Source organism: Janthinobacterium sp. 35 (genome assembly GCF_002754575.1).
GTDB classification, from domain to species: Bacteria; Pseudomonadota; Gammaproteobacteria; order Burkholderiales; family Burkholderiaceae_D; genus Janthinobacterium; species Janthinobacterium tructae.
The window spans coordinates 3,580,246-3,597,385 of sequence record NZ_PEFN01000001.1 but is presented as its reverse complement, the minus strand read 5'-3'; the positions used below and the strand labels follow the sequence as shown (position 1 = coordinate 3,597,385).

General features: G+C 65.3%; 13 protein-coding genes. 7 read left to right on the top strand and 6 right to left on the bottom strand.

Annotated elements, in window-relative coordinates; all coding sequences use genetic code 11:
• The first annotated feature begins 209 nt into the window (after window positions 1-209).
• The 4 genes from CLU93_RS15995 to CLU93_RS15980 all read left to right on the top strand — a co-directional run bounded on the left by CLU93_RS15995 (window position 210) and on the right by CLU93_RS15980 (window position 5,950).
• Complete coding sequence (locus CLU93_RS15995) at window positions 210-1,442, top strand: efflux RND transporter periplasmic adaptor subunit (protein WP_099762253.1); 1,233 nt, start codon at window positions 210-212, stop codon at window positions 1,440-1,442.
• A 3-nt stretch (window positions 1,443-1,445) separates the two neighbouring features.
• The gene (locus tag CLU93_RS15990) at window positions 1,446-4,559 is read left to right on the top strand and encodes an efflux RND transporter permease subunit (RefSeq protein WP_099762252.1); all 3,114 of its coding nucleotides are present in this window, start codon (window positions 1,446-1,448) and stop codon (window positions 4,557-4,559) included.
• Window positions 4,560-4,922: 363 nt separating this feature from the next.
• Window positions 4,923-5,642: an MgtC/SapB family protein gene (locus tag CLU93_RS15985; RefSeq protein WP_207781108.1), complete on the top strand. Its 720-nt coding sequence runs from the start codon at window positions 4,923-4,925 to the stop codon at window positions 5,640-5,642.
• Window positions 5,642-5,950: a hypothetical protein gene (locus CLU93_RS15980; RefSeq protein ID WP_143451752.1), complete on the top strand. Its 309-nt coding sequence runs from the start codon at window positions 5,642-5,644 to the stop codon at window positions 5,948-5,950. Before CLU93_RS15985 ends, CLU93_RS15980 begins: the two co-directional genes overlap by 1 nt.
• On the opposite strand, the gene CLU93_RS15975 is transcribed toward CLU93_RS15980, so the two are convergent.
• Window positions 5,942-7,339: a HAMP domain-containing sensor histidine kinase gene (locus CLU93_RS15975; protein ID WP_099762249.1), complete on the bottom strand. Its 1,398-nt coding sequence runs from the start codon at window positions 7,337-7,339 to the stop codon at window positions 5,942-5,944. The genes CLU93_RS15980 and CLU93_RS15975 overlap by 9 nt on opposite strands.
• Window positions 7,332-8,012, bottom strand: a complete 681-nt coding sequence (locus CLU93_RS15970) for a response regulator transcription factor (protein ID WP_099762248.1) — start codon at window positions 8,010-8,012, stop codon at window positions 7,332-7,334. Before CLU93_RS15970 ends, CLU93_RS15975 begins: the two co-directional genes overlap by 8 nt.
• Before the next feature lie 228 nt (window positions 8,013-8,240).
• Between CLU93_RS15970 and CLU93_RS15965 the strand changes: the two genes are divergently transcribed.
• From CLU93_RS15965 to CLU93_RS15955, 3 genes are read left to right on the top strand one after another with little or no spacing between them, the layout of a single operon-like run.
• Window positions 8,241-9,365 (top strand): efflux RND transporter periplasmic adaptor subunit, encoded by a 1,125-nt coding sequence (locus tag CLU93_RS15965; protein ID WP_099762247.1) that lies wholly within the window; start codon window positions 8,241-8,243, stop codon window positions 9,363-9,365.
• The gene (locus CLU93_RS15960; protein WP_099762246.1) at window positions 9,358-12,462 is read left to right on the top strand and encodes an efflux RND transporter permease subunit; all 3,105 of its coding nucleotides are present in this window, start codon (window positions 9,358-9,360) and stop codon (window positions 12,460-12,462) included. Before CLU93_RS15965 ends, CLU93_RS15960 begins: the two co-directional genes overlap by 8 nt.
• Window positions 12,449-13,726, top strand: a complete 1,278-nt coding sequence (locus CLU93_RS15955) for a TolC family protein (RefSeq protein ID WP_099762245.1) — start codon at window positions 12,449-12,451, stop codon at window positions 13,724-13,726. The genes CLU93_RS15960 and CLU93_RS15955 overlap by 14 nt, the downstream gene beginning before the upstream one ends.
• Window positions 13,727-13,863: 137 nt before the next feature.
• Here the strand turns inward: CLU93_RS15955 and CLU93_RS15950 are convergent, their stop codons facing one another.
• From CLU93_RS15950 to CLU93_RS15935, 4 genes are all read right to left on the bottom strand, one after another.
• Window positions 13,864-15,018: an acyltransferase family protein gene (locus CLU93_RS15950; RefSeq protein WP_099762244.1), complete on the bottom strand. Its 1,155-nt coding sequence runs from the start codon at window positions 15,016-15,018 to the stop codon at window positions 13,864-13,866.
• A gap of 289 nt (window positions 15,019-15,307) precedes the next feature.
• Window positions 15,308-15,520 carry a hypothetical protein gene (locus CLU93_RS15945; protein WP_099762243.1) on the bottom strand — a complete coding sequence of 71 codons (213 nt, stop codon included), beginning with the start codon at window positions 15,518-15,520 and terminating at the stop codon, window positions 15,308-15,310.
• Window positions 15,521-15,600: 80 nt separating this feature from the next.
• Window positions 15,601-16,518 (bottom strand): site-specific tyrosine recombinase XerD, encoded by a 918-nt coding sequence (gene xerD, locus CLU93_RS15940; protein ID WP_373629852.1) that lies wholly within the window; start codon window positions 16,516-16,518, stop codon window positions 15,601-15,603.
• Window positions 16,515-17,015 carry a methylated-DNA--[protein]-cysteine S-methyltransferase gene (locus CLU93_RS15935; RefSeq protein ID WP_099762242.1) on the bottom strand — a complete coding sequence of 167 codons (501 nt, stop codon included), beginning with the start codon at window positions 17,013-17,015 and terminating at the stop codon, window positions 16,515-16,517. The genes xerD and CLU93_RS15935 overlap by 4 nt, the downstream gene beginning before the upstream one ends.
• Window positions 17,016-17,140 lie beyond the last annotated feature (125 nt).

Genomic DNA, 17,140 nt, shown 5'->3' with positions numbered 1-17,140 from the left:
TTTGTGCAATCTGTCGCACGGCGATGGCGGCTGGACTTGAATCTTCCTAAAGTGGCAACATGCGCATCGCCGTGAACGGCCACAGCGGCAGGCGTGCTGCCTGCGGCCGCCACGGCGATGCGCTACCCGAATTCCCTCCCGGCCAGCGACAGGCCGGGTCCGCACCGAGACCTGGCGCCGAAGCCCTGCGCCGCTCCTGAAAAAAACCTATGAAAAACGAGACCCTGCCCCCCGCCTCCCCCCTTGCCGCCACGCGCCGCCGGCGCTGGCGCACCCCCGTGCTGATCCTGGTCGTGCTGGGCCTGGCCGGCGGCGGCTGGACGGTGATGCAGTCGAAGCAACAGGCGGCCAAGGCGGCCGAACAGCAAGCGAGCAAGAAGAAGCAGCAGGCAAAATCCCCCGTGCATGAACTGGCGCAGGGCGACGTGGCCGCCATCGATGCGCGCGCGCTGGCAATCAGCTTGCCCCTGTCCGGCTCGCTGGCACCCGTGACCCAGGCCACCATCAAGGCCAAGGTTTCCGGCGTGATCCAGGAAACGACCTTGCAAGAAGGCCAGCAAGTGGCCAACGGGCAAATCCTCGTGCGCCTGGATGCGGCCGACCTGCGCGCCCGCCTGACGCAGCAGCAAGCCATGCTCGACGAAGCGCAGGCGCGCCTGTCCATGGCGGCCAAGAATGAGGCGAACAGCCAGGCCCTGCTCAAGCAAAAATACATTTCGCAGACAGCCTACGACACCACGCAAAACTCGGTCGATCTGGCGCGCGCCAGCGTCAAGTCCGCCGCCGCCATGGTCGATATCGCCCGCATCGCGCTGGCCGACACGGTGATCCGCGCACCGATGGCCGGCATCGTCAGCAAGCGCCACCTGCAGGCCGGCGAAAAAGTCTCGCCCGACATGCCCGTCTACACCATCGTCAACCTGGCGCAACTGACCCTGGAAGCGCCCGTGCCCAGCGCGGACATTCCGCGCATCAAGCTGGGGCAGGACGTGCACTTCAAGGTCGACGGCTTCGGCGCGCGCGACTTTGCCGGCAAGGTCACGCGCATCAACCCCACCACCGAGAGCGGCTCGCGCGCCATGCTCGTCTACATCGCCGTCGACAATGGCGATGGCGCCCTGCGCGGCGGCATGTTCGCCAAGGGCAGCATCGTCACCGAACGCTCGCCCGTGGCGCCCCTGGTGCCGTTGACGGCCGTGCGCCATGAAAAGCAGGGCCCCGTCGTGTATGCGCTGGTAAACAACAAGGTCGTCGCCCAGCCCGTCACACTGGGACTGCGCAACGAAGATGAAGGCTATGCGGAAGTGACATCCGGCCTGGTGCCGGGCGCCAAAGTCATCGTCGCCAAACTCGATGGCGTCAAGCCGGGCCACAGCGTGACCTTCGCCGCGCCCGCCACCGCGCCCGCCGCGCCGGCGGCCGTGCTGGCACGGAAGGATTAAGCCATGTGGATGACCAAGGTCAGCATACAAAACCCCGTCTTCGCCACCATGGTCATGGTGGCGCTGGTGGTGCTGGGCATCTTCTCCTACCGGGGCCTGGGCGTGGAGAGCATGCCCAGCGTGCAGTTTCCGTTCGCCGCCATTGAAGTGAACTACCCGGGCGCCTCGCCGGAAGCCGTGGAAAACGACATCACGCGCCCCATCGAAGACGCCGTCAACACCGTCAGCGGCATCAAGACCATCCGCGCCAACTCGTGGGAAGGACGCGCCGGCGTGTACCTGGAATTCGAGCTGTCGACGAATATGGACAAGGCCATGCAGGACTTGCGCGACAAGGTGGCCCTGGTGCGCCCGCGCTTCCCGAAAGAAGCCAAGGACCCGTTCATCGCGCGCGCCGAAGGCGACAACGAACGCCCCATCGCCACCATCGTGCTGACCTCCACCGGACACGACCTGCGCTCGCTGTCGACCATGACGGAGCAGATCATCAGCAAGCGCTTCCAGGGCGTGGCCGGCGTGGGACAAGTCAAGCTGCGCGGCCTGCGCGCGCGCCAGATCCTCATCAGCATGAAGCCGATCGAACTCAATGCCCAGGGCATCGGCGTCGATGAAGTCATCCGCGCCATCCAGGCGACGAATACCAACTTGCCGGCCGGCTCCATCAGCCATGGCGCGGCAGAGCAGCTGGTGCGCGTGGAAGGCAAGATCAAGGATGCGCGCGAATTCGGCAAGATCATCGTCGCGCGCCGTGCCATCGGCCCCGTCTACCTGGACCAGGTGGCCACCGTGGTCGACGGCGAGCAGGAAGAATTGTCGATTTCGCGCATGAACGGCCAGCAAGCCGTGACCATGGAAATCACCAAGGTGCAGGACGCCAACGTGGTCGAAGTGGGCACCGGCATCCTGAAAGTGGCGGCGGACCTGCAAAAGACCCTGCCGCCCGATATCAAACTGCGCGTGCTGGACGACGAATCGGAGCGCGTGCAAAGCCAGCTCAATAACGTCAAGCGCACCATCATCGAAGGCGCCGTGCTGACCATGGTGATCGTCTTCCTGTTCCTGCACTCGTGGCGCTCGACCATCATCACGGGACTGACCCTGCCGATCTCCGTGCTGGCCAGCTTCATCGCCATGAAGGCGTTCGGCTTCACGCTGAACTTCCTGACCCTGATGGCGCTGTCCCTGTGCATAGGCCTGTTGATCGACGATGCCATCGTGGTGCGCGAAAACATCGTGCGCCACCTGGGCATGGGCAAGAACCACTACCAGGCGGCCAACGACGGCACCAATGAAATTGGTCTGGCCGTGATGGCCACCACGTTCGCCATCGTCGCCGTGTTCGTGCCGGTGGCCTTCATGGACGGCATCATCGGCCGCTTCTTCCTGCAGTTCGGCATCACCGTGGCCGTCGCCGTTCTCGTCTCGCTGTTCGTCAGCTTCACGCTCGACCCCATGCTGTCGTCCGTCTGGCGCGACCCCGTCAAGGACCGTTTCAAGTACGTGCCGTGGCTGGGCCGCTTCATGGCCTGGATCGAGACGGGCATCGACCGCCTGCATGTCTGGTACGGCAAGGTATTGAAAGTGGCCCTGCGCTGGCGCAAGACCACGCTGGCCACCGCCTTCGCCCTGTTCGCGGGCAGCCTGATGCTCGTGCCGATGATCGGCGGCGAGATGTTCCCCGAGACGGACCAGGGCTGGGTCAACCTGCGCTTCAAGACGCCCGTCGGCTCCAGCCTCGAATACACGGATAGCAAGGTGCGCCAGATCGAAACGGCGCTGAAGGAATTTCCCGAGATCGACAGCCTGGTGGCCAATATCGGCACGCCCGATGGACGCAACGCGGCCGAGGTGAACCTGAAGCTGACGGACATCAAGACGCACAAGCGCCGCTCGCAGCAGGAACTGGAAAAGCTGATCCGCGAACGCCTGGCGCCGATTGCCGGCATCACCCTGTCGGTCGGCAACCGCCCCATCTTCATCGCCATCCTGGGCACGGACGAAGGCAAGCTCGATGCGGTGGCGCACCGCCTGATGGACAAGATGCGCACCATCAAGGGCCTGGCCGACATGGAATACAGCCAGGAAGGCGCCAACCCGTCGACCACGGTGAAGATCAACAACGAGCTGGCCAGCGACCTGGGATTGTCGGTGCAGCAGATCGGCAATGCCCTGAGGCCTTTTGTTGCGGGCGACACGGTCAGCCACTGGTTAGCCAGCGACGGGCAAAACTATGACGTCAACGTGCAGTTGCCGAAATCGGGCCGCCAGAAAGTGGCCGACCTGGCCGACCTGTCGCTGGCGTCGAGCAAGCTCGATGCGAACGGCAAGCCGGTCATGATTCCGCTGCGCCAGGTAGTCGAGTTCGTGCCCTCGTCCAGCCCGCAAGTGCTGAAACGCCAGGCCTTGCAGCGCCGCGTCGCCATCTATGCGGGCGTGCAGGGCCGTCCTGCCGGCGACGTCGACGCCGACGTGCAGAAAGCCATCAAGTCCATCGACCTGCCACCGGGCGTGCGCTTCGACGTGGCCGGCAATGCGCAGCAGATGGCCGAGACCATGGGCGGCGCGATGATGGCGCTGGGGATCGCCGTGATCTTCATCTACCTGGTGCTGGCGTCGCAGTTCGGCAGCTTTTTGCAGCCGATCGCCATCATGGTGTCGCTGCCGCTCTCCCTGATCGGCGTGCTGCTGGCCCTCCTCATGACGGGCAGCACCCTGAACATCTTCTCCGTGATCGGCTTCATCATGCTGATGGGCCTGGTCACCAAGAATGCGATCTTGCTGGTCGACTTCACCAACCAGCGCCAGCGCGAGGGCCTGGGACAGTTCGAAGCGTTGATGGAAGCGGGGCAAGTGCGCTTGCGTCCCATCCTGATGACGACCCTGGCGATGGTCTTCGGCATGCTGCCGATGGCCATCGGCATGGGCGACGGCGGCGAATCGCAAGCGCCGATGGGCCGCGCCGTCATCGGCGGCGTGATCACCTCGACGCTATTGACCTTGGTGGTGGTGCCCGTCGCCTACACCTATTTAGATAGCCTGGGCAAGCGCGCCGCGCGCTTTTTTGGTGGCGGCGAACATGCTGAATCCACCGACGATGGCAAAGCACACGCCCACTGACAGACCGGTCGCCTTCACCGTCCCCGCATTGGCGGGGACGACGCGGCGGCTTCCTGAAGAGAGCTTCAGTTGACCAAAGCGGCCCCACTGGCTAGACTGTCCCCCGTTATCAATGATATGGAGTGACTCGTGGGTGCTTGTTCCAGTGACAGTAGTCGATTGACCATCGGCGATCGGCCTTAGGCAAGACGCGCGCATTCCGCCCGCCTGGCCCATGGCAAGGTGCGGTTTTACCAGCGGCGATGTCCATTCGCCGCCACTTCCCTCCTCATCGTTCCACCGTTATCGTCTGCTGCCCCCTTTCGGGGCGAATTGTCTTCGCCTTGCACTCGCCTGTTCCTCCCCAGCCGGGAGAAACTGATGGTGGTATTTGACTTTGCGCTGCGCGTTGCCGCAGCATTGACCCTGGGCGCCATGATCGGCGCCGAACGCCAGCTGCGCCAGCGCATGGCGGGCCTGCGCACGAACGCGCTGGTGTCCGTCGGCGCCTCGCTGTTCGTGATGGTTTCCGTGCTCGAAGGCGATCCCGACGGCCACCTGCGCATCGCCGCGCAGGTGGTGTCGGGCATCGGCTTTCTGGGCGCCGGCGTCATCATGCGTGAAGGCATGACGGTGCGCGGCCTGAACACGGCCGCCACCCTGTGGTGCTCGGCCGCCATCGGCGTGCTGTGCGGCCTCGGGTTTGCGCTGGAAGCGGCCATCGGCACGGGCTTCGTGCTGGTCGCCAACCTGGTGCTGCGCCACCTGGCGCAACGCATCAATGCGCACGGCAGCGAGGCGGGCATCGAGACGGAAAGCATCTACCGCGTGACGGCCGTGTGCGAGGCGGAGCAGGAAGTGCAGGTGCGCAAGCTGATGCTGCGCCTGATCAGCGGCATGCCGGCGCTGATGCTGCAATCCTTGCACAGCGAAGACGCGGCGCAGGCCGGGCGCATCGAAGTGCGCGCCGACCTGCTCACGCCCTTGTCCAGCCTGGGATTGCTGGAACAGATCGTCAGCCAGGTCAGCCTGGAAGGCAGCGTCTCGGCCGTGCGCTGGGCGCTGGTGAATAACGCGGAATTTGTCGCCGAACGGGGAGTGTGATGAAAAAACTTTTCCATTGGTTTGCCAGGCGCGGTCCTGCTATGGCCACCTACCGCCTGACCGTCACCTGCCCTGCGGCGCAGGCCGACCACGTGGTGCGCCTGCTGCTGGCCGAACTCAAGGGTGCTGGCCTGGTCCCGTCGCAGATGCTGCGCAGCTGGGACGAGGCCCGGCAGGTGGTGCAGCTGATCGCCACGGTGCTGTGCCAGGCCGTGCAGCGCGCCGTGCTGGTGCGCTTCGTCAACCGCGCGGGCGCCTGGCCGCAAGTGCGGCAGGTGCGCTGGGAAGGCGTCGCGCCCTCAATCTGAAGCGGGCAGGCGCAGGAGGAACAGCGCGCCACCCTCCGGGCGGTTCTGCGCCTCGATACTGCCGCCGTATGCGTGCACGATCGCTTGCGACAGGGCCAGGCCCAGGCCGAAGCCGGGCGCCTCGCCCGCGCGCGCCCGGGCGCCACGGTAAAAGCGTTCGAACAAATGCGGCAAGTCTTCCACGCCGATGCCCGGTCCAGCGTCGCTCACACCCACCAGCGCATGCGCGCCCTCGCGCGCCACATGCACGCTGATGCTGCTGCCGGGCGGCGAAAACTTCACGGCGTTATCAAGCAGATTGGCCAGCACCAGGTCCACCGGGCCGGCCGCCACCCGCGCGTGCACGACCACGCCTGCATCGAAGACGATGCGGATGCCGCGCTGCGCTGCCGCCTTTTCCAGGCGCTGCGCGGCCGCCTGCACGAGCGGATTGAGTGCGATGGTTTCCACGGCATTGCGCTCCTGCCCCACGTCCAGGCGTGTGAGCATCAGCAATTCTTCCACCAGGGTCGTCAGGCGCTGCACTTCATCGAGGCAGGACGCCAGCGCCTCGACATATTCAGCTGCCTCGCGCGGGCGGCGCAGGGTGATTTCGATTTCCGTGCGCAGGCGCGACAGGGGCGAGCGCAATTCATGCGAGGCGTCGGCCGTGAAGCGCCGCTGCGCATCATAGCCGTGTTCCAGGCGCTCCAGCATGGCGTTCAGGGTATCGACCAGGCGGCCGATTTCATCGGGCGTGCCGGGATGGGGCAGGCGCTGGTGCAGGCTGGCTTCGCCGATCGAATGCGCCTGGTCCACCACATCGTCGATGGCGCCCAGCACGCGGCGCGTGAGCATTTCGCCAGCCAACCCGACGGCGGCCAGCAAGGCCAGCGCCATGGCACCAAACAGCACGGTGGCCGCAGCCAGCACGTGGTTGACGTCATCGAGCGAACCGGCCACCTGCACCGCCAGGTGCAAGCCGGACGCAGGTACGGGGATGGACACCATGCGCAGCGGCTCCTCGCCGAACTTGGGCAGGGTTTCGAAGACGGTCTCGCCAGCGGCCAGGCGCGCCAGCAGGATGGGCGGCGCCGGCAGTTGCGCCGCCTCCAGGTTGCGGCTGCGCGCCAGCACGCGGCCTTCGCCATCGATGATCTGCACCAGGCGGTCGAGCCGCGTCAGGGAAGGCGGCGCCAGGCCCGGCGCCACCTCGTGCACCTGCACGGGCTGGCGCGGCGCGGCCGGCAGCATGGCCATTTCCGTCTCGGCCAGCGCCAGCAGGGCCGCATCGAGCTGGCCATGCACGGCGCGCGACAGGCCCCAGTAGCCGGCCAGCGCCGTACAGGCAACGATGACAAGGATGACGGCCAGGTGCACTCGCAGCAGGCGTTTGCGAAAGCTAGCCACCGTCGTTGTCCGCCAGGCGGAAACCGCGTCCGCGCACCGTGTGGATCAAGGGCGGCAGACCGGGCACATCGACCTTGCCGCGCAAATTGCGCACATGGACGTCGATCAGGTTATCGATGCCGATCAGGTCCGCCTGCCAGATCTGCTCGGCCAGGCGCGCGCGGCTGACCACCTCGCCCGCCTGGCGCAGCAGGATCAACAGAATCGCATATTCCTTGGGTGTCAGCACCAGCGGCGCGCCGGCCCGCGTCGCCTGGTGGCTGACGGGATCGAGCGTCAGGTCGGCCAGCGCCAGCACCAGCGGGCGGCTGATGTCGGAGCGGCGCAGCAGCGCGCGGATGCGCGCCAGCAGTTCCTCGAACTCGAACGGTTTGGTCAGATAGTCGTCGGCGCCCATGTTCAGGCCCGCCACGCGGTCGGCCGTGGCATCGCGCGCGGTCAGCATCAGCACGGGCGTCTGGATGGCGCGCGCGCGCAAATCGCGGCAAAAATCGATGCCCTGCTTGCCCGGCAGCATCCAGTCGAGCACGATCACGTCGTAAGCGACGGCATAGCTTTCGTCCTCGCCCTCTTCCGCGCTGTGCGCCACGTCGACGACGAAGCCCTCTTCCTGCAAGCCGCGCGCCAGCAGGCGCGCCGCCTTGCGGTCGTCTTCCACCAGGAGGATTCTCATGCCTGCCCTTCGCGTCGCGCCTTGTTTTCCATGCTGGCATTTTACCGCGCCGCAGCGTGCGCACACCGAACCTGAAGAATGATTCAGGCGTTCTTGGGCGCTTCTTCAGGAGCACATTGCTATGCTTTCCCGGCGCTGTAGTGATACTGCCCGCGCTCCCCTCTGACCGCCCGCCTGGGCACGGCATCCACGCATGCCCCCTCACCATCAATAACAAGGAAACACGGGATGAACACGACCACCCGCAACGCCCTGGGCGCCAGCTGCGCCCTCGCTCTCGCCTGCTCGGCCCTGGCCGGCTGCGCCAAACCGACGGCGGCGGCCACGCCGCCCGCCCAATCGATGCATCTGGACGACGGCAGCATCACCGTCGACAAGATGTCGCCGCTGCGCCAGCGCCTGCAGATCGCGCCCGTGCAGGAACAGGAAATCGCCACGCAGACGGAGGCGCCGGGCAGCATCGAAGCCATGCCGGAAAAGCTGGTGAAAATCACGCCGCCCCTGTCGGGCCGCATCACGCGCCTGCAGCGCGCCCAGGGCGACAGCGTCAAGGCCGGCGATGCCCTGTTCACCCTGGATTCGGCGGAGCTGAGCGCCGCGCACGCGGACGATAGCAAGGCGAAATCCGCCCTGCTGCAGGCGCGCCAGGAACTGCAGCGCCAAAAAACCCTGTTCGAGGCGGAAATCGCCGCGCGCAAGGATTACGAGGCAGCCCAGGCGGCCTTCGAGCAGGCCAATAGCGATGCGCAGGCCACTGCCGACAAGCTGGCCCAGTACGGCGCCAGCGCCAGCAGTTCGCGCCGCGACTACGTCCTGCGCTCGCCGATCGCCGGCACCGTGATCGCCATGGAAGGCGCCCAGGGCGGCTACTGGAACGATATCAACGCGCCCGTCATGACGGTGGCGGATCTCTCCACCGTGTGGCTGTCGGCCAACGTGGCCGAAAGGGACCTGGCGCAGGTGGCCGTCGGACAGGCGGCCCGCATCACGCTCGACGCCTGGCCCGGCAAGTCATTCGAAGGCAAGGTGGCCTATGTGGGCGCCGTGCTCGATAGCGAGACGCGCACCGTCAAGGTACGCGTGGCCATCGACAACCGCAGCGGCATTTTCAAGCCGGGCATGTTCGCCCACGCCGGTTTCGCCGGCGCCACGCGGCGCGGCCTGATGGTGCCTGCGGCGGCGCTGCTGCAAAGCGGCCTGGTGACGCGCGTGATGGTCGAACGCGGCCCGCTGCGTTTCGAGGCGCGCGTGGTGCAGGTGGGCGCCAGCCGGGGCGACCAGGTGGAAATCGTCTCCGGCCTGAAGGCGGGCGAACGCATCGTCGTCAAGGAAGGAGTGCTGCTCAATGGTTGATCGTTTCATCGCCACCTGCTGCCAGCGGCGCGGCATCGTCTGGCTCGTGCTGCTGTTCGTTGCCGCCTACGGCGTGTATTGCTGGAAGCAGCTGCCCATCGAAGCCTATCCCGACATCGCCGACGTCACCTCGCAGATCGTCACGCAGGTGCCGGGCCTGGGCGCCGAGGAAATCGAACAGCAGATCACGATACCGCTGGAGCGCGCCCTGCTGGGCACGCCCGGCATGCATGTGCTGCGCACGCGCAGCCTGTTCGCGCTGTCGCTGATCACGGTGGTGTTCGAAGATGGCAGCGATGGCTACTTCACGCGCGAGCGCTTGCAGGAGCGCCTGGCCAGCGTGAACCTGCCGTACGAGGCCAAGCCGGGGCTCGACCCCTACACTTCGCCGACGGGCGAGATCTACCGCTACACGCTGGAATCAACAACACGCTCCCTGCGCGAACTGTCGGAGCTGCAGTTCTGGACCGTGATCCCGCGCCTGCAAAAAGTACGCGGCGTGGCCGACGTCAGCAATTTCGGCGGCCTGACGACGCAATTCATGCTGGAACTCGATCCCGCAAAACTGGACAGCTACGGCCTCTCGCTGGCGCAGGTGAAGGACGCCATCAACGCCAACAACATCAGTGGCGGCGGCAGCGTCATCGACCGCGGCCAGCAATCGTACGTGGTGCGCGGCGTGGGCTTGCTGCATTCGCTGGACGACATGGGCAACGTCGTCGTCAGCAGCAAGGATGGCGTACCCGTGCTGGTGCAGGACCTGGGCAAGCTCGCTTACGGCAACGTGGAGCGGCGCGGCATCCTCGGCAAGGACAACAATCCCGACACCATCGAAGGTATCACCCTGCTGCTGAAGGATTTCAACCCGTCCGAGGCGCTGGCGGGCATCCATGCGGCCGTGGACGATCTGAATGACAATCTGCTGCCGAAAGACGTCAAGGTGGTCGCCTACCTGGATCGCAGCGCGCTGATCGACGCCACCCTGCACACGGTGGGCTACACCTTGGGCGAAGGCATGCTGCTGGTCGCCCTGGTGCTGCTGCTGTTCCTGGGCAGCCCGCGCGCGGCCGCCATCGTCGCGCTGACGATTCCGCTGGCGCTGCTGATCGCCTTCATCTTCATGCATCATTTTAAAATTCCCGCCAACCTGCTGTCGCTGGGCGCGATCGACTTCGGCATCCTCGTCGACGGCTCCGTGGTAGTGCTGGAAAACATGCTGCGCCGCCGTGAGCGCGAGCAGGAGCGGCCCCTCACCGTGCAGGACGCGATCGAGGCCACCCTGCAAGTGGCGCGTCCCATCATGTTCGGCATGGCCGTCATCATCGCCGCCTACCTGCCCCTGTTCGCCTTCCAGCGCATCGAATACAAGCTGTTCTCGCCGATGGCGTATGCGGTCGGTGCGGCACTCGTGGGCGCGCTGGTGGTGGCGCTGGTGCTGATTCCGGGCCTGGCCTGGCTGGCCTTGCGCAAGCCGCGCCGCACCTTCCATAACCGCGTGCTGGAACAGCTGGCGGCAACCTATGGCCGCTTCCTCGAGCGCATGGTGGGCAAGAAGCGCTGGGTGGCGATGGTGTGCGCAGGATCGCTCGCAGCGCTTGCCATCCTGGGCGGGGGCATCGGGCGCGACTTTTTACCGTACCTCGATGAGGGTTCCTTGTGGCTGCAAGTGCAGATGCCGCCCGGGATCACCCTGGACAAGGCATCCGAGATGGCCAGTGAACTGCGCCGCGCTGCGCTGGAGTTCCCCGAAGTGTCGACTATCGTCACGCAAACGGGGCGCAACGACGACGGCACCGACTACTGGACGCCGTCGCACATCGAAGCCAGCGTGGGCCTGCATCCCTATAAAAGCTGGAAGTCGGGCATGAACAAGCAGCAGCTGATCGCCAAAATGAGCGAGCGCTTCGCCCGCATGCCCGGTGTCACGGTGGCCTTCATGCAACCGATGATCGACGGCGTGCAGGATAAATTGTCGGGCGCGCACAGCGACCTGACGGTGAAGATCTTCGGCGACGACCTCGACGAAGTGCGCGCCATCGCCGGCAGGGTGGCCAATGTCCTGAAGACTGTCCCTGGCGCCTCCGACGTGGCGGTGGACGTGGAGCCGCCGCTGCCCAATCTGAAAGTGGAACTGGACAGGGCCAAGGCGGCCCGCTACGGCATCAACGCGGCCGACGTGGCCGACCTGATTGCCACCGGTATCGGCGGCGCGCCCATCGGCCAGGTCTACGTGGGCGAGAAAAGCTACGACATCGCCGTGCGCTTCCCCGCCGAGGTACGTTCCAGTCCGGACGCCATCGCCAGCCTGATGCTGACGGCCGCCAACGGCGCCAGGGTGCCGCTGGCGCAGGTGGCAAACATCAGCACCACCTCGGGCGAAAGCGTGATCGTGCGCGAGATGGGACGGCGCCACATCATCGTGCGCCTGAACGCCCGCGGACGCGACCTGGCCGGCTTCCTGGCCGAAGCGCGCCCGCTGGTGGCGCAAGCCGTGGCCAACGAGCACCAGCGCATCGGCGTCGAATGGGGCGGCCAGTTTGAAAACCTGCAGCGCGCGCAAAGCCGCCTGGCCATCATCTTGCCGATGACCCTGGGCGCCATGTTTTTGCTGCTGTTCGGCCAGTTCCGCAACCTGCGCCAGCCGGCACTGGTCTTGCTGGCCGTGCCGCTGGCCATGCTGGGTGGCCTGGCCGCGCTGCACCTGCGCGGCATGACATTGAACGTGTCGAGCGCCGTCGGCTTCATCGCCCTGTTCGGCGTGGCCGTGCTGAATGCCGTGCTGATGCTGGCGCAGATCAACCGCCTGCGCGCCGACGAAGGCCGCAGTTTGCGCGATGCCGTGCTCGAAGGCGCGCGCGACCGCATGCGCCCCGTGCTGATGACGGCCACCGTGGCCGCGCTGGGCCTGACGCCGGCCATGCTGGCCACCGGCCTGGGCAGCGACGTGCAGCGCCCGCTGGCCACCGTGGTGGTGGGCGGCCTGGTGACGGCCACCGCACTGACCCTGCTGCTGTTGCCGGCCCTGTATTACCTGATCGAAGCGCATCTGCAAAAACGCCAGACCGATACCGAAGGAGAAACCCATGACACGTTTTAATCTAATGCTGGCAGCCTGGCTGATCGCCCCCTGCGCCTTCGCCGCGCCCCTGACCTTCGAGACCTACCTGAGCGCCGTGGAAACGCACAGCCTGGAGCTGAAAGCGCAGAACGAGAGCATCGGCTCGGCCAGGGCCGGCATCGGCATCGCCGGCCTGCGCCCCGATCCGGAATTGACCCTGGGCGCCACGCGAGAGACCGTGCGCAGCGTCGAGCACCGTCCCGTCACCTGGAACCCGGCCATCAGCATGACCATCGAGACAGGCGGCAAGCGCGCCGCGCGCTTGAAGGCGGCGCGCAGCAATGTCACCGTCGCCGAGGAAACGGTAGCCGGCTTCAGGAGCGAACTGTATGGCACGGTCGCGGCCGCGTTCACGGAAGCGTGCCGCACGCGCGAGGTACTGGCGCGCAAGGAGCACACCATGGCGGCCCTGTCGAAAGTGGTCGAGGCGAACCTGGTGCGGCGCAAGGCAGGCGACGTGGGCGGCATCGAGCTGCTGCAGTCGCGCGTGGAACGCGACCAGTTCCAGGCCGAACTGGCGCAGGCACGCAGCGAGGCGCAGGGCGCCATGCTGGAACTGTCGCCGCCGCTGGGGCGCCAGCTCGATGCGCTGTTTCCCGACGCGCAGCTGGCCTGCGACTTCACCGCCTTTGCGGGCGGCGAAAGCGGCACCCTCGTGCCGCAGGCGCTGCGCGAACGCAGCGATGTGCGCATCGCCCGCGCCACCTTGGACAATCTGCGCGATGGCGCGGCGCTGGTGCGCGCCAACCGCTCCGTCGATCCCACCGTGACGCTGGGCCTGGCCGCCGTCCGCGGCTACCACGACGGCATCGATGCCCATGGCGCACCGGTGGAAGGATCGCCCCGTTCGCGCGCGCTGTCCCTCTCGCTGGCCATCCCCATCGTGCTGTCGCGGCGCGACAAGGGCGACGTGGTGCAGGCCGAGGCCGACGTCACGCAAGCGATGCTGGCCTTGCGCCAGGCCGAGTTGAAAGCGGAAACGGACGTGCGCGCGGCGCAGCTGCATCTGCGCACGGCGCAGGAGCGGCTGGCGCGCTATCGCGACGGCGTGCTGCTCGATGCGCAAAAGGTCGTTGACGGCATCGGCCTGTCCTACTTCAGTGGTAATGCCTCGCTGCTGGAATGGCTGGCCGCGCAGCACTCGGCCGACGACGCCTGGCAGGGCTATCTGCAGGCGCGCGCCGACGTGGCTATCGCCAGCACGCAGCTGCAACTGGCCATCGGCCAGCGGCCCACCCTGTAGCGGGAGGTAAGTATGACAGCCTCGCACCAGCGCACGCCGTCGCGTGCCTCTCGCACCATCTCGCGTCAGTTCGTTGGTGAATAACGCGGAATTTGTCGCCGAGCGGGGGGTGTGATGACATCGTGCAAATCGCCGTCCTAGCCAAAACTGAAACGCGTCCCGACGCGCAGCAGCACCTGCTTCGTCAGACGCTGCAGGGTCGGCTCGGCATGCACGGCCACCAGCCATGCGCCACACAGGGAAAAGAGCAGCGCGCCGCCCAGCGCGACCCAGCGCCCGGCACCGGCTTGCACCAGGCTGCTCATCAGTTGCGCGCCCGCCACCTGGTGCAGCAGGTACAAGGGAAATGTCATCATGCCGGCCGTTTTCAACAAACGCAAAAACCACTGCGACAGCGCGTGCACGCGATGATTCTTGCGCACGGAAAGCACCACCCAGACCACCGCCCCCAGCCAGAACAGCACTGGCGTCCAGGCTGAAAAGACACTGCCCGTCGTCTGGTTCGTCGCCGCCGCAGTGAGGGCAATCTGCAGGCAGCCGGCGACGCAAAAGAATACGCACCACAGCTGGTTTTCGCGGCTGCGGTGCTTGACCAGCGCCAGCCACAGAAAAATGCCGAGCGCAAAGAAGATACCGTGATGTACCAGCAACAATGCCAGGATTCTGGAGCGGCGCAATTGCTGCATCAGCTGGGCGAATGGCCCTGCATCCCCGACGCTCGCCATCCATGCAATTAGCCAGAACATGGCGCTGACCAGGCCGACAACAATGGCGAGGCGGTTGATCCAGACAAATTTCCCGCGCAAGACCAGCAGGAAAACGAGCGAGTAAAAGACGATTTCGATGCCCAATGTCCAATAGGCGTAATCGATCCACGGCGCGACCGGGATAAACAATACGCTATGCAAATAAGCCCGCAGCGTGTGGTAGACACTCAATTCGCCGCCGATCAGCACAGCTACAAGGGTCGCGCTAGCGCATATCCATACGCCGGGCCCGAGGCGCACCACACGACTGACCAGAAACGCATACGCGCCTGCCCGCTCGCCGGAAAACGCGATCACAAAGCCGGAAATGACAAAGAATATTTGCACGCCGACCCAGCCGAAATGGGTAGAGGAAAACAGTTCAGGGAAGGAAATCAGATGCTGCAGGCCGGGCGAGGAAACGGGCGACGGATTGACCCAGAACCAGAAACCGTAGTGGTAGGCCACCACCAGCATGGCGGCAATGAAGCGCAGCGCATCGAGTCCGATGACATGACGGGGATTAAGCTGGGTGCGATTATTCATTAGCCGTGCATCTTATTAAAATATAGTACACGGATGGTAACATTACAACATGTCCGATTGATTATAAATTGGATAACTGTTGTCCATGCGCCTCATCCTGCCTTCCAACTGGCAGCAGCGCGAGCGAGACGATATGTTGTCGACCAGAAACGGTGTCACGCCGGAGCTGCGGGCAGTGGCGACGCTACCTGCCAGGGCAGATTGCAGGCGCGCTTATAGCGGGAGGGGGAAAGGTAGAACGAAGAGATGCCGGCGCGGCGGTGCCGCACCGGTCGTCAGGAACGGGCAATTACTGCGGCTGGGCAGGAGCGTCGCCTTCGGCGGCCGGATCAGCGTCAACGTCGGCGTCGGCGTCGTCCGCTTCCGGCTCATCGCCCTCGCTGCCATCGGCAGCCTTGGGATTGTTTTTCGCTTCCAGCTTGCGCCTGGCTTTTTCCTCGGCTTTCTTCTTCTTTTCCAGCTCTTTTTGCCGTTTTTCGTATTGGAAATTTGTCTTGGCCATTTACTACCTCTTTAGTTTTTAGATGTTACAGATAAGCACATAAGACACATTATGACGTAATTGGACCAAACACCAAATGTTTAGCCTCGCGGATGATGCTGCGCATGCAGCAGTTTCAGCCGTTCGCGCGCCACATGCGTGTAAATCTGCGTGGTGGAAATATCGGAGTGTCCCAGTAACAATTGCACAACACGCAAGTCCGCGCCATGGTTCAGCAAATGCGTGGCGAACGCGTGGCGCAGGGTGTGCGGCGACAGCGGCGCCGTGAGGCCGGCGTTCAGCGCATGTTTCTTGATGATGACCCAGAACATTTGCCGCGTCATGGCGCCCCCGCGCCGCGTGACGAACAGCGCATCGTCCATCTGCCCGTCGAGGATGATGCCGCGCGCTTCCTTCAGGTAGCGCTCGATCCACAGCCGCGCCTGCTCACCGAACGGCACCAGCCGCGTCTTGCTGCCCTTGCCCGTGATGCGCAGCACGCCATCGTTCAGGCTCAGTTCGACGGATTTCAAGTCCACCAGTTCCGACACGCGCAAGCCGCTCGCATACATGAGTTCCAGCATGGTGCGCTCGCGCAGGCCCAGCGGCGTGCTCAAGTCGGGCGCCGCCAGCAGCGCTTCCACCTGCGCTTCGCTCAGCGTGTGCACGAAGCGCGCTGGCTGCCTGGCCGAGACCATCTTCAGGCACGGGTCAGCGGCGATATGCCTGTGCCGCAAGGCCAGCTGGTAAAAGCGCTTGAGCACGGACAGGCGCCGGTTCGACGACGTCGCCTTGCTCTCGTCGTGGCGGGCGGCGAAATACGCTTCGATGTCGGCCGTGGACACTTCGTACAGGCCCTCACGCCCTGGCCGCGCCACTTCCAGCCAGCGCGCGAACAGACGCATGTCGCGCCGGTAGGCATCGAGCGAGTTTTTCGACAGGCCGTCTTCCAGCCACAGGCTGTCGCAGAATTCATCGATCAGGGTGGCGTTATCGGGCGCCAGCAGGCTGTTCATCATAGGTAAGCCGCCACGCCTTCATGCGCCAGCAGCCAGCGCTTCACGCCCAGGTGAAAACCGCTGGCATCGTCATGGTGGGCAAAGCCGCCCAGGCCGCCAGCGGCCGTGACGCGGTGACACGGAATGAGCACGGGATACCAGTTGGCGCCGCAGGCCTGGCCCACGGCGCGCGGCGCCGAGCCGATCAGGCGCGCCACGTCGCCATACGTGCGCACCCGGCCGCGCGGGATGCCGGCAATCGCCGCCCATACGCGTTGCTGGTAGGCGCTGCCCAGTTCGGCCAGCGGCAAGTCGAACGGCGCATCGGGGTCGCGGAAATAGCGCGCCAGTTGCACGCACGCGCGCTCGGAGACGGCATCCTGCGCCGCCTTTTCGGCGAAGTGCGGCGGCAGGTAGACCAGTTCACGCAACTGGCCATCCCGCGCGCACACCCCCATGGCACCGAACGGCGCGGCCACAATGGCACTGAACAGTTCACTGTCCTGTTGTTTTTTCATCTGCTGATCATTATTCAAGTGTGGCAAATATACAACCTGCAGGCACACGATGGTGCACTCTGGCGATTATGCACCGTCTTCGGACAGGTGGGCGGACGTTTCCCGCGCACGAAAAAAAAGCGCAC